The 13,695-nt window shown below is 40.1% G+C and carries 12 protein-coding genes; 4 read left to right on the top strand and 8 right to left on the bottom strand.

The window, feature by feature from the left end; genetic code table 11:
- The first annotated feature begins 210 nt into the window (after nt 1-210).
- On the top strand, nt 211-1,188 hold the full coding sequence (locus IRB79_RS09875; RefSeq protein ID WP_243508291.1) for a COX15/CtaA family protein: 978 nt from the start codon (nt 211-213) through the stop codon (nt 1,186-1,188).
- Between the two features lie 259 nt (nt 1,189-1,447).
- Here the strand turns inward: IRB79_RS09875 and pyc are convergent, their stop codons facing one another.
- From pyc to IRB79_RS09860, 3 genes are all read right to left on the bottom strand, one after another.
- A complete protein-coding gene (gene pyc / locus IRB79_RS09870) occupies nt 1,448-4,888 on the bottom strand; it encodes a pyruvate carboxylase (RefSeq protein ID WP_243508290.1) in 3,441 nt (1,146 codons plus the stop codon).
- Nucleotides 4,889-5,068: 180 nt separating this feature from the next.
- Nucleotides 5,069-6,271 carry an FtsW/RodA/SpoVE family cell cycle protein gene (locus IRB79_RS09865; protein ID WP_243508289.1) on the bottom strand — a complete coding sequence of 401 codons (1,203 nt, stop codon included), beginning with the start codon at nt 6,269-6,271 and terminating at the stop codon, nt 5,069-5,071.
- 258 nt (nt 6,272-6,529) lie between these two features.
- Nucleotides 6,530-6,811 carry an Fpa/YlaN family protein gene (locus IRB79_RS09860; protein WP_019381685.1) on the bottom strand — a complete coding sequence of 94 codons (282 nt, stop codon included), beginning with the start codon at nt 6,809-6,811 and terminating at the stop codon, nt 6,530-6,532.
- A gap of 270 nt (nt 6,812-7,081) precedes the next feature.
- On the opposite strand from IRB79_RS09860, the gene IRB79_RS09855 reads away from it, so the two are divergent.
- Entirely contained in the window at nt 7,082-7,579 is a 498-nt protein-coding gene (locus tag IRB79_RS09855; protein WP_243508288.1) for a molybdopterin-binding protein, read from the top strand.
- A gap of 103 nt (nt 7,580-7,682) precedes the next feature.
- Here IRB79_RS09855 and IRB79_RS09850 read toward each other — a convergent pair whose 3' ends face one another.
- The gene (locus IRB79_RS09850) at nt 7,683-9,014 is read right to left on the bottom strand and encodes a PhoH family protein (RefSeq protein WP_243509334.1); all 1,332 of its coding nucleotides are present in this window, start codon (nt 9,012-9,014) and stop codon (nt 7,683-7,685) included.
- Nucleotides 9,015-9,354: 340 nt separating this feature from the next.
- On the opposite strand from IRB79_RS09850, the gene IRB79_RS09845 reads away from it, so the two are divergent.
- On the top strand, nt 9,355-9,960 hold the full coding sequence (locus tag IRB79_RS09845) for a YhcN/YlaJ family sporulation lipoprotein (RefSeq protein WP_243508287.1): 606 nt from the start codon (nt 9,355-9,357) through the stop codon (nt 9,958-9,960).
- Between the two features lie 90 nt (nt 9,961-10,050).
- On the opposite strand, the gene IRB79_RS09840 is transcribed toward IRB79_RS09845, so the two are convergent.
- Entirely contained in the window at nt 10,051-10,506 is a 456-nt protein-coding gene (locus IRB79_RS09840; protein ID WP_243508286.1) for a pyridoxamine 5'-phosphate oxidase family protein, read from the bottom strand.
- Nucleotides 10,507-10,742: 236 nt separating this feature from the next.
- On the opposite strand from IRB79_RS09840, the gene IRB79_RS09835 reads away from it, so the two are divergent.
- Entirely contained in the window at nt 10,743-10,943 is a 201-nt protein-coding gene (locus IRB79_RS09835; RefSeq protein ID WP_243508285.1) for a YlaI family protein, read from the top strand.
- A 55-nt stretch (nt 10,944-10,998) separates the two neighbouring features.
- On the opposite strand, the gene IRB79_RS09830 is transcribed toward IRB79_RS09835, so the two are convergent.
- Genes IRB79_RS09830 through typA form a run of 3 tightly spaced genes read right to left on the bottom strand, consistent with a single transcriptional unit; the run spans nt 10,999 to nt 13,484 of the window.
- Nucleotides 10,999-11,289: a hypothetical protein gene (locus tag IRB79_RS09830; protein ID WP_243508284.1), complete on the bottom strand. Its 291-nt coding sequence runs from the start codon at nt 11,287-11,289 to the stop codon at nt 10,999-11,001.
- A gap of 15 nt (nt 11,290-11,304) precedes the next feature.
- Nucleotides 11,305-11,619 (bottom strand): YlaH-like family protein, encoded by a 315-nt coding sequence (locus IRB79_RS09825; RefSeq protein WP_009330961.1) that lies wholly within the window; start codon nt 11,617-11,619, stop codon nt 11,305-11,307.
- Between the two features lie 26 nt (nt 11,620-11,645).
- Nucleotides 11,646-13,484, bottom strand: coding sequence for a translational GTPase TypA (gene typA, locus IRB79_RS09820; protein WP_243508283.1), 1,839 nt, complete (start codon nt 13,482-13,484; stop codon nt 11,646-11,648).
- Between the last annotated feature and the right edge of the window lie 211 nt (nt 13,485-13,695).

The following is a 13,695-nucleotide window of genomic DNA, read 5'->3' as shown; positions in this document are numbered from 1 at the left end:
AGTTTCAACCTTTTTACTATAATTAACTTTATAAATTTTATTACTGTTGTAAAAAAAGCTTTATTCCTGTACTATCGAAAAAGTAAAATGACGCACATTACTATATGGCTTTTTATAGAATCTTTGATAAGATAGATAACGGACAAATACTTAGTAATTCAATTGTTTCCCCATTGATAGACATAGAATATTTAAAGAAGGTGAAAGGCTTTGCAACGATCTTTAAAATGGTTTGCCGTTCTTACAACTATCGGCATGCTTTTAATTTTGCTCGGCGGTGCCCTGGTAACGAAAACTGAATCAGGAATGGGATGCGGGAAATCCTGGCCGCTTTGCAATGGCGAATTTGTTCCAAGCGACATTACTCCTGAATTGGTTATCGAACTGGCGCACAGACTTGTTTCAGGCTCAGTTGGTTTCATGGTCCTGATATTATCGATTTGGACATGGAGAAAAATGGGACATATAAGAGAAACAAAGTTTTTATCACTCACTTCGTTCTTCTTCCTTGTCCTGCAGGCTTTAATTGGAGCGGCCGCAGTAGTATGGGGGCAATCTGATTTTGTACTTGCCCTTCATTTCGGGATTTCTTTAATATCATTTGCTGCAGTACTGCTTCTGACTTTGCTTATTTTTGAAGTAGATAAGAAATTCGAGGCCGAGAAGCTCATAATTGATAAAAGAATGAGGAAACATATTATTGGAGTTTCTATATACAGCTATGCAGTTGTGTACACTGGCGCTCTTGTGCGCCATGTTAATGCAAGTCTTGTCTGCCGAGACTGGCCGCTTTGCTTTAACGGTTCTTTCGCTCTTCCGGACAATATGTACGAATGGGTGCAAATGGGCCACCGAGCTGCTGCCGGATTAATTTTTATATGGATCGGTTACATTACTTATCTTGCAATAAATCATTACAAGGAACAGAAAGTTGTTTATTGGGGCTGGATCATTTCATTTATCTTAGTATCGCTGCAGGTTGCTGCTGGTGCATTAGTTGTTTTAACCAGACTTAATTTGTATATAGCTCTTGCCCACGCTTTCTTTATTTCCTGCTTATTTGGAGTATTAAGCTATTTTATCCTTCTATCCTCACGGAGCAGGAAGAATGAGCTTGCTGTTTCAGCTGTTAGGGAAAAAGAGAAAAATGATGAATCAGCTATCCCGACCATTACTTCCATTCCATAATTGCTTTAAACAAAAGAGCTTCGGCAAATTGCCGAAGCTCTTTTGTTATATTTATCGCAGTCTTACTGCCCGTAAAGGCCGAAAAGAAGAACAAAGACTAAGAACGCCACGTCCTGTGGCAACGTCTTTGTGACCCACTTCCTCCCAAAAGCTGTCGCTTTTGGTCGTACGAAGATCATGCTGACGAAGCCTTCTTTGTCCTGTGGGCCTCAACTAACAATCAGCGGGGATAAGAACCCCCACTGATTGAAGTTTCACTTTATTTTGACAGCTCCAGCAATAAGTCTCCAGTTTGAATTGCTTCACCGTTCGAGACGTGGATGTCTTTAACTGTTCCAGAGAATGGCGCCTGTACAGTTGTTTCCATTTTCATAGCTTCTGTAATCATTAAGTGATCGCCTTTTTCGACTTTTTCACCTTTTTCCGCAAGCACCTTGATTACAGTTCCCGGCATGCTGGCAGCAATATGACTTTCATTATGCGGATCAGCTTTTGCCTTGGAGGCTACAGTTGCTTTAATGCTTTCATCTTTTATGCTTACTTCACGAGGCTGGCCATTTAGCTCAAAATACACAATTCTTGTGCCATCAGCTTGAGGCTGGCCAATAGAAACTAATTTAACTATCAATGTTTTACCTGTCTCAATTTCTATTTCCACTTCCTCACCCAGTCTTAAACCATATAGGAATGTTGGGGTGTCAAGGACAGAAATATCACCAAACTGTTCACAGGTCTTAATATAGTCCATAAATACTTTTGGATACAGTGCATAAGCAATCGCATCAAAGCTTGTAACCTGCCTGCCCAATTCTTTAAAGAGTTTTTCTTTTAAAGCATCGAAGTCCACATCTTCAAGAAGTTCCCCCGGGCGGACAGTGATTGGCTCCCTGTCCTTCAATATGACCTTTTGCAGTTCTGCCGGGAATCCTCCATATGGCTGCCCTAAGTACCCTTCAAACAATTCTACAACTGAGTCAGGAAAATCCAGAGATTTGCCTTTATTCAAAACATCCTGCTCTGTCAGCTGATTCTGGACCATAAATAACGCCATATCACCAACTACCTTGGAAGAAGGTGTAACTTTAACGATATCACCAAACATTTGATTCACACGGGAATACATGTCCTTAACTTCATCCCACTTATCTCCAAGGCCAACAGCTTTAGCCTGCTGCTGAAGATTACTGTATTGTCCGCCGGGCATCTCATGCTGATAGACTTCTGAATGAGGAGCCTTCATGCCGCTTTCGAAGTCCTGGTAGTATTTGCGCACATCCTCCCAATAGTAAGATAACTGCTCAAGCGCCTGGATATCAATTTTTGGCTGTCTGTTATTCCCCTGCAGTGCGTAATATAAAGAATTAGCACTTGGCTGGGATGTTAAGCCTGCCATTGTGCTTAGAGCCGTATCCACAATATCCACTCCAGCTTCAATAGCCTTTGCATATGTGAAAATTCCATTTCCGCTCGTATCATGAGTATGAAGATGGATCGGAATGTCAACAGTCTCTTTCAATTCAGAAATAAGGGTGTAGGCTGATTGCGGCTTCAATAAACCAGCCATATCTTTGATGGCCAGTATATGAGCTCCCTGATTCTCTAACTCTTTTGCCAGATCTTTATAGTATTTAAGATTGTACTTTGTTCTGGCAGGATCCAAAATATCACCTGTATAACACATGGAGGCTTCTGCAATTTTTCCTGTCTGGCGGACAGCGTCAATTGCGACTTCCATCCCTTTAACCCAGTTAAGGCTATCGAAAATCCGGAAGACATCGATGCCAGCGTAGGCTGATTTTTCAACAAACTCTCTAATTACATTATCCGGATAGTTTTTATATCCAACTGCATTTGAAGCACGAAGAAGCATCTGGAATAAAACATTTGGCATTTTTTCGCGCAATGTCAGCAGCCTTCCCCAAGGATCTTCTTTCAGGAATCTATACGCAACATCAAAAGTTGCACCGCCCCACATTTCAAAGGAAAACATATCCGGAAGCAATTTTGCTGTCGGTTCTGCGATATGCTTCAAGTCATTTGTCCTTACTCTTGTCGCCAGCAATGATTGATGGGCGTCACGGAAGGTCGTATCAGTAATTAAAACTTCTTTTTGGTCTTTAATCCATTTAACAAGCCCTTCAGGACCATGATTGTCTAAAATTTGTTTTGTGCCGTCCTGGTAATCTGTGCTGTATTTTAATTTTGGCACCCGTGGCTCATCAAATACCGGACGTTTTTTCTTTTCAATTCCCGGGAATCCATTAACAGTTACATTCCCTATATAATTCAGCATCTTCGTCCCGCGGTCTTTCCTTTTCGGGAACAGGAATAGTTCAGGAGTTTCATCAATAAATGATGTATCATATTCTCCTCTTAAGAATTTCTCGTGTTTTACTACATTCTCAAGGAAAGGAATATTTGTTTTAATGCCCCTGATTCGGAACTCCTGCAGGTTCCGCACCATTTTTGATGCTGCCTGCCGGAAAGTCATAGCGTGCGTTGAGAGTTTAACAAGCAGTGAATCATAATATGGTGTGATCACTGCCCCCTGGAACCCGTTCCCCGCATCAAGCCGCACACCGAAACCGCCGCCCGATCTGTAAGCCATTAACCGGCCAGTATCAGGCATGAAGTTATTTAAAGGATCTTCTGTTGTAACACGTGATTGAATGGCAAATCCATGAATATGAATATTTTCCTGTTCAGGAACACCCACTTCTTTGCTGTGCAGCGCGTATCCTTCAGCCACTAAAATTTGTGTTTGTACAATATCAACTCCTGTTACCATTTCGGTGATCGTATGCTCAACTTGCACACGCGGATTTACTTCAATGAAATAAAACTGATCACCTGATACCAGGAATTCCACAGTTCCTGCATTAATATAGTCTACATTCTTCATAAGATTGACAGCAGCCTGGCATATATCATCTCTTAATTTTTCAGAAAGGGATACGCAAGGTGCAACTTCTACAACCTTTTGGTGACGCCTCTGGACTGAACAATCTCTTTCATATAGGTGGACAATATTTCCTTCATGGTCACCAATGATTTGAACCTCTATATGTTTTGGCCTTTCTATGAATCTTTCAACATAAACTTCATCATTGCCAAAAGCTGCTTTAGCTTCCGACTTTGCACGCTCATATGATTCCTTTACTTCTTCCAGGCTCCTTACGATGCGCATGCCTCTTCCGCCGCCGCCAAGTGAAGCTTTAATGATAATCGGGAATCCATGATTTTTGCCAAAGCTAATCACTTCATCCAGGCTTTCTGCAGGGCCATCACTGCCTGGAATAACCGGAATTTCAGCAAGCTGTGCTTGCGTTCTTGCTTTAACTTTATCTCCAAACATGTCCAGATGCTTAGAAGCAGGACCGATGAATATGATGCCCTCTTCCTCGCAGCGTTTTGCGAATTCTATATTTTCAGACAGGAATCCGTATCCTGGATGAATGGCATCAACATCACTGCTTTTCGCAATATCAATGATTCCTTCAATATCAAGATAGGCATCAATCGGTTTTTTACCCTCCCCTACCAGATAAGCTTCATCTGCTTTATAGCGATGATAGGATCCGGAGTCCTCTTTAGAATAGATGGCTACCGTGCGAATATCCAGCTCTGTGCAGGCACGGAACACACGAATGGCAATTTCTCCTCTGTTGGCTACTAATACCTTGTTAATTCTTCGGCTCAAACAAAACACCCCGTCTTTATGTATTTTTTGGCAATATTCTGCCAAATTCAAGTTGAGGCCGGGTGGGTTTCCCGCTAGCCGGCCTAAATAACTTTGATTGACTGCTCCCAGATGGAAGTAATTATGTAATCAGCTTCTGCTGATTGATATATAAATAAAGCACTGAAAAGTTTTCTGTGCTTATTTACGAATGGAAAATGATTTTTCAGAAGCCAGTTCCATGGATTCCGGTTTTGTCTGCTCATTGTTATTTTTGTATTTTTGTTCATAATTTACAAACATAGATACATTTACTAAAATCCCCATTGCAATCGAAAGCTGAAGCAGAGATGAACCTCCATAGCTGATAAAAGGTAGTGTGACACCAGTCAGCGGCATAACACCGGAAATCCCTGCAAGATTGATGAATGCCTGAATACCTATCATGGCGGATATGCCAATAGCCAATAAGCTGCCAAAAGCATCTTTACACTTTAAACTAATAAAGATTCCCCTCAGGACAATATACCCGAGAAGCAAAATCACAAAACCTACTCCAAATGCCCCAAGCTCTTCAGCAATTACAGCCATAATGAAGTCTGTATGCGCTTCAGGAAGATAACCAAGCTTTTGTATACTTTCACCAAGGCCCAGCCCTTTTAATCCCCCTGCACCAAGGGCAATATAGGAATTCGAAAGCTGATACCCAAATTCTGAACCAAAAGGATCTCTAAATGCTTCGACCCTGCCCATTCGATAAGGTGCGAATATCTTATCTTTTAACAGAAGGATAAAAGGCGCAGCTAACAAAACTCCGAATAGTCCAAGTCTAAATATGTTTTTGAAATTCATGCCTGAAGTAAAAATTACGGCAGCAGCTACCAAAAAAATAATCATCGCCGAACCAAAGTCAGGCTGAACTGCAACAAGCAAAGCGGCTAGAATCAGATAAGCAAGCGGGGGAAGAACCCCTTTATTAAACTCATTAATATAGGGCTGCTTTTTTGCATAGACAGCTGCTAAATATATAATGACTGAAAGCTTGACAAATTCTGCAGGCTGAAGGCTTCTGCTCCCGATTTCAAACCAGCTCATCGCTCCTCCGGCTACTTTTCCAAAGATGAATAGCGCAATCAGGCCGAATAACGAAATGAACACCATCGGAACAAGAAATTTATTGCTTTGCATAGCTTTGTAAGGAAATAGAGCGACAATAATAAAAACAATTGCTGAGATAATTAAATGCATTTTTTGCTTATTATAAAAAAAGTCGCTTTCCTGACCATAGATCTGCACAGCTGTTACCATGCTTGCACTGAAAACCATAATGAGTCCAAAAACAGATAACAGGGCTACTGCAATAATCAGGGTATAATCATATGATTTTAATATTTTTTTAAACATCCAGCCCTCTTCCCTTATCTTCTAAGTTTATTACTTATTCTACTATAGTATTGAATATCCTGCTTTGAAGAAAAGAAAAGTTAATTTAAATGTAACACAGCAATGAAAAAAATTCTATATTTATGTCATACTAATTTTAAATTAAGTTATACAAATTTAACTATTCTTTCCTTATGGATATACTATTTCAATCCTTTTAAAAGTTCATCCGGTTATAAAAAAACTCAAACAATCTTTAAAAGATGTTTGAGTTTTTTTTTATTTTTTTACTGAGGCTTCGTGGAGCATGGATAGCTCCCTTTCCAATTCATCTAAAATAGCCTTGCCTTCAGCCTCTTCAATTAATCCAAGACGGACAGCAAAATCTATTTCTCTGGATAAGCCAAACATCTGGGTATCAAGAACCTCCTCATATAGAGGACATTGAGGCATAGTCAGGTTATCCATTTGCACCTTAATTAATTTTAATATTTTAGCAGCATCCGCCTTTAATAGAGCATTTGCTTTTTCTTTGTGATCAATAATCATGTCAGAAGCCAACTTTCAATCCCTCCATTTCCGAGCGATTATCCTATCTATAAATTTTATACTTAAGCTTGGAAAAAAGCAAGGATAATAAGGGATTCCAAAGAGAAATGATTCTGGTTTTTCTGCAGAATACCGCTATTATGGCATGTCATCAGCGCACTCCAGGATTCGTTCAGTTCATTAATATCGTCTTAACCAAATGAGCGACTGACAAGCAGCTTAAAAATCTGTATACTTAAACATACATACTTATTGCATACATGGAGCTGCAGGAGGTTCAATATGGAGAATATAATTGCCTTTAAAGGAAACGTTAAATACCAAATCACCTTAGATCCAGGAGTCTGGATATTCGATGATCGAAGAATCGATTTGACAACATACTTTACTCAAGAATATAACAGGAAAAATGAACTTGAGGAATATACCAAAGCAGTCTCAAAGCATTGGGATAGAGAAATCATGGAAGGTGCAGTATTTCCTCCAACACTTAAAACAGAAAAGAAATTTGAAAAAGAAAAGGTTCTTACAGGGACATTCGGTATCCCTTTTAAACCATTCCTTATGAATGCAGAACCGAAGGAGAATGCAGAAATCGTTATCATTGAAAGCGAAGATGGGGAGGCCCGATTAACTCTGCCTCAAGCCGAGGAATTAATATTGGGGTTCTCAAAGGATGGAAAGCCTTTAAAAGAAGATGGGCCAGTTCATGTCTATTATGGAGATGGAAGCAATCAAAACTCCCCCATAAAAAGAGTGAAGGCATTTAGAGTGGAATGACCGGAGAGGGCGATTGTGCATCGCCCTTTTTATTTTGGGAGCCAGACGGACATAGACCTCCCCCGGCATAAAGTCTGCAGATTTCAAAGCTTCTTCATGCTGGCTATAATAGGTCAGCAGCAAGCTGGGCAAGACCTGATCTCTCACCTTTAACAAGCTTGACATGGCCTGAGATAACCTGATCTTTGAATCTTTCAACGACATAGGTGAGACCGTTGTTATAAGCATCCAAGTAGGGATGATCAATTTGCTCAGGGTCTCCCATCAGGACAATTTTACTTCCTTCCCCCACCCTGGTTAAAATGGTTTTTACTTCATGTTTTGTCAGGTTCTGCGCTTCGTCTATAATGATAAATTGATCTGGTATGCTTCTGCCCCTGATATAAGTCAGAGCTTCTACCTCAATAGAGCCCATACCAGCCAATATTGCATCCAATTCACCTGGCTTTTTGACATTAAACAAGTACTCCAAATTATCAAAAATCGGCTGCATCCACGGCCTTAACTTCTCCTCTTTTTCTCCGGGAAGGAATCCCAAATCCTTTCCTACAGGCACAATGGGGCGAGCCACCAGCAATTTTTTGTACTGGCCATAATCTTCTGTCTGCATTAAGCCGGATGCCAGCGCCAGAAGAGTTTTCCCAGTCCCCGCCTTTCCGATAAGCGTAACAAGCGGCAGATCATTTCTCAGCAAGAGCTCGAGGGCCATTGTCTGCTGGACGTTCCTGGGCTTGATCCCCCAGATATGATCATGGTCAAAAATGAGCTTTTTCACTTTCTTTCCACTTTTGTCCACAATACCAAGTGCAGACGAAGATGAACCCAGCGCATCTTTCATCACCAGAAACTGATTAGGGTAGAAAGGATGGTTCGCAATCTCTGATAGCGGGAGTTCTCCTTTTTCATAAAAGCGGTTCATAATATCGAGGCCGATATAGACTTCCAGAAACCCAGGATATAAATGATCATTTTCAACTACCCGGTCACTTAAGAAGTCTTCTGAAATTAGCCCGATAGCATCCGCTTTAACTCTGACAAGGGCATCTTTGCTTACAAGAATTACTGTTCGTCCATTTTCTTTTGTCTCTTCCTCAAGTGATAAGTTTTTTGCAACTGCCAAAATCCGATTATCATTTGTTTTTTCAACAAAGATCTCTTGAAGTTCATGAAATGATCTATGATTTAACTCAATTCGCAGGCTTCCGCCATTTTCAAGAGGTATTTTCTCATGCAGCTTACCCGTCTCCCTCATGCTGTCAATCAGCCGGGATACTTGCCTTGCGTTCCTCCCAATTTCATCCATATACCTTTTCTTAGAATCAACTTCTTCCAGGACTACAGCCGGAATGACTACTTCATTTTCTTCGAATGAAAATATGGAATTAGGATCCTGCAACAAGACATTGGTATCTAATACGTAAATTTTACTCAATATGATGCCTCCTGCTCCTCTTGTGTCTTTATAAAGCAAATTACAAAAGCGAGGTCCCCTGCTTGCGGATTTGCAGCTTCATGAAAGAATCACCTTCAATCTTGATGGAATATTATCCTGTTGTTTATATTATTCATTCTTTTAAAGATGTTGATAAATACGAATAAAGGCTTTCTTATGAAGTGGACAAATCTATCTTGGTAAAAATATATGTAATGCCGAATAAAGATAGAAGAAATTTTGCACAATAACATTAAATAATCCTCATTATTCCTGAACCTGAAAAAGTCAAGTGACCACTTTCAATTTCAAGGAAAATTTTGATGGGCCGGAGGTGTCAAATATGAATAGATGGCTGCTGATATGCATGACAGGATTACTATTAACAGGGTGCGGTATGAACGACAATCAGGCGCTAGACCATCAGGAACAGCAAAATACCAACACCATAAATGTTAAAAATAGTACAATACAGGAAGTTGACAGGGAAACTGGACAGCAAGTTTCCAGGCATCTTGTCAACTTGGCTACCCGAGTTCCTAATGTGAATGATGCGACTGCTGTTGTCCTTGGACGCTTTGCTATAGTCGGAGTAGATGTGAACAAAAACCTCGACCGTTCTGAGGTTGGAACAATTAAATATTCAGTTGCCGAAAGCCTCAAAAATGATCCTCATGGTGCAAGAGCCATTGTAGTGGCTGATCCGGATATTAACGCAAGGCTGCGAGAAATAGCTGAAGACATTCAAAACGGTGAGCCCTTGCAAGGAATCATGAATGAACTGGCAGATATCGCGGGCCGGCTTATGCCTGAAGTTCCCGCCGACTTAGTTGATCCAAAAAAGAAAAATGAGAAAAACGCAACCGAAGATCCCAAGAAAAAGCTCGACAATAATCAGGAAAAACAGCTTGAACAAAAACAGGAAGAACATTCGAATTATCATAAATAAAAGGGTAACAGGCACCTATGCCATTTCAGCTAAGCGGCATAGGTGCCTGCCGCTTTTTTAGCCAAAAAAAACTTAGTTCCCAGGGGGGAACTAAGCATTTTTCATCGCTTCCATAACCTGTTTGTCCAAACGGGCTGCTGCGTCTTTATCATATGTTTTGTCATATTGCGGCTCTACAGTGATTTTAGACCCGTAAAACATGACATCACGGACTTCTTTCACAGTGATTTCCATAAGTGCAAGCTTAAGAGGTACTCCCTCCATCTTTTCTGCCTTAACCGAAGCTTCACCAGCGATGGAGTATGTAGATTCATTCGCAATAATATTCAGAACAACCTTGTTATTGCTATTTATGTTTTGAACAATCCTGGAACGGTTATCGACTGCAAAATACAATGTTTCCTCATTTTTTGCCAATACCCATGAAATCGCATTGACATTAGGTCCGCCGGTTTCAAAATCAACAGTGGCAAGTGTAACAAAACGTTCCTTTTGCAGTTCGTCATATAATGGTTTAATTAATTTCGGTTCTACCTGATTTGCCATTCTTTTCCCTCCTTTATTAATTTCATCATAGTATGATAACGCTTTTCTTTCAACCAATAACATCCTTTTCCTCAAGTCTGTTTGAAGCCTTTGCGCTTTCTATACTAATATGAACTAACACAATAAACCCAATACGGCCTGACCCTAAAAAATTTAATTTGCCGCAAAGCATTCGAATCAATCCTTAACTTATACTATAATGGTATTAACAACAGCTAAACAATAAGAGGTGTCCTATGCGAGTAAAATGTGTACTTTGTGATAAAATCGAATCAATTGAAAACGAGTCCTTACAGGCTAAACGCCTTCGAAACCGCCCAATTCACACATATATGTGCAAACCATGCGAATCAAGAATTACAGAAAAAACACAAAAAAGAGCAGATACCGGAAACTTTAACCTCTATCGAAGCAAAGTCCAGGAGGAAGAATGGTAAATCAGACGAAGAGCATAAAAAAGCCGTCCCTAACATCATTTAGGGACGGCTTTTCTTAATCCTTTGGATAATTCATATACTTTTCAGGTTCATTTTGAATCTGATTAAGCATCACTTCTATTAATTCACGGGAAAAACGGCTCTTCTTCCGTTCTTCATCCTTAGTATAATGCACAAAGTACATGACATCATCTTTTTCAACTTCGATATCAGAAATCTTATGCTCTTCTGCTAGAATGTTAAAAAACACTCTTTCTGTGTCTGCTGCTGCTGTATCATCCGGACGTTCATCACAGACAATTTTTATCGTTAACCAGTTATACAGTGAATCCTGCAAAGATTTCATCTCAGCCTCTCCCGGTTATTCCGCCTTTGCCTGTTCCTTCTTTTCCTGGTGAAGGCGGATTTTATAGATAATCAAAATTAACGCAGCAACAACAAGGCCTTCTGCTACAGGAAGGAATACCCCAAGAAATGTCAACACGGTACATCCTAAAATCAAGAAGGTATATATAACAGCTGATTTTATTATAGGAAGTTTCTTGGCAAACCCCAATTTAAAAACCAGTATGGACAGTAGAACAATTGTTATATATAGAAGCCACATTCCAGTTGTGGGATTCTCATGGACTTTGAACAAAGCAGCGAAAAAAGACAGGCGCTGTGAAACATCCATATCCTTCTCTCCTCCCCTTCTTAGCCTTAGTTAGTTTCAGCGTATTTCTTCTTCTTGGCCATTCTTTCACGTTCATTTTTATCAAGAATTTTCTTGCGTAGTCTGATTGACTCAGGTGTTACTTCAAGTAGCTCATCATCATTCAAGTATTCCAGCGCTTCTTCAAGTGTCAAAATACGCGGCTTTTTAATTACATTCGTTTGATCCTTATTAGCAGAACGGATGTTGGTTGCATGCTTCACTTTTGTGATATTGACAGTAAGGTCATTTTCGCGAGTATGCTCTCCAACAATCATTCCTTCATAGATTTCAGTACCTGGTTCAACGAAAATGGTACCTCTATCCTCTACTTGCATAATACCATATGTGGATGACTTTCCGCTTTCCATGGACACAAGCACACCTTTGCTTCTGCCTCCGATTTGTCCTTTAATTTCAGGCTGGTAGCTGTCAAATGTGTGATTGATAATACCATATCCGCGAGTAAGCGTCATAAATTCTGTGGAGTAGCCAATTAGTCCGCGGGCTGGGACGTTGAATGTTAGTCGCACTTGGCCATTTCCGTTATTGACCATATCAAGCATTTCACCTTTACGTGTACCCATTGATTCAATGATTGAGCCGGTATTATCCTCTGGCACATCAATTTGAACACGTTCTACCGGTTCACAGCGAACACCATCAATTTCTCTAATAATTACTTCCGGCTTGGAAACCTGCAATTCAAAACCTTCACGGCGCATATTTTCAATGAGTATTGATAAATGAAGTTCTCCACGTCCAGATACAACCCAAGCGTCAGGTGAATCAGTATTTTCGACACGAAGACTCACATCTGTCTCAAGCTGGGCACGCAATCTTTCTTCAACTTTTCTGGCTGTAATATACTTGCCTTCTCTTCCTGCGAATGGGCTGTTATTTACAACGAAAGTCATTTGCAATGTTGGCTCATCTATTCTTAGAACAGGAAGTGCTTCCTGATGCTCGACAGGGCAGATTGTTTCCCCGACGTTGATGTCTTCCATTCCGGAAACAGCGATCAAATCTCCAGGAAACGCTTCTTGAATTTCCTCGCGCTTAAGGCCGAAGAAGCCAAAGATTTTTGTAACCCGGAATTGCTTGACCGAACCATCAAGCTTCATTAAGGCAACTTGCTGGCCGACCTTGATTGTTCCCCGGAATACACGGCCAATTCCGATTCTTCCCACATAATCATTGTAATCTAAAAGGGCAACCTGGAATTGGAGCGGCTCTTCACGATTATCAGTAGGTGCTGGTATATGGTCAATAATTGCTTCATAAACCGAATGCATATCATCATCCTGTTTATCAGGAGTTGTACTTGCAGTCCCAGCAATAGCAGAAGCATAAATAACCGGAAATTCAAGCTGGTCTTCGTCTGCACCAAGTTCGATAAATAAATCGATAACCTCATCAACAACTTCTGTTGGGCGGGCAGATTCTTTGTCAATTTTATTTACTACTACGATTGGTGTTAATTTTTGCTCCAAAGCCTTTTTGAGTACGAAACGTGTTTGAGGCATACAGCCTTCATATGCATCAACTACCAATAAAACACCATCAACCATTTTCATGATACGTTCCACTTCACCGCCGAAATCTGCGTGTCCAGGCGTATCCAGAATGTTAATTCTTGTATCTTTATATTTAACTGCAGTGTTTTTAGCTAAAATCGTAATACCGCGTTCTCTTTCCAGATCATTTGAATCCATCGCGCGCTCTTCCACGTGCTCATTAGAACGGAAAGTCCCGGACTGTTTTAAAAGCTCGTCAACCAATGTTGTTTTACCATGGTCAACGTGGGCTATAATTGCAATATTTCGAATATCTTCTCTTAATTTCAAAAGATTTCCTCCTATTTATAAAAACTGAATCACTTTTCAACATTTTTCACAACTGATACATTATATCACAATTACTATAGAAACCTAAATGCTTTTTGTGTAAAATAATGTAGAAAAGGATTTATTTCTGATGTTTGCTGTTTTTTTTTTTCTCTTTACATATTTTTCGCCAGTATTTACTTAAAATAATCCGCTTGGGAGTGTAAAAAAT

It is taken from the genome of Cytobacillus oceanisediminis (assembly GCF_022811925.1).
GTDB lineage: Bacteria > Bacillota > Bacilli > Bacillales > Cytobacillaceae > Cytobacillus > Cytobacillus oceanisediminis_D.
Note: the sequence above shows the minus strand (reverse complement) of the source record. Positions and strands in the feature narration are given on the sequence as shown.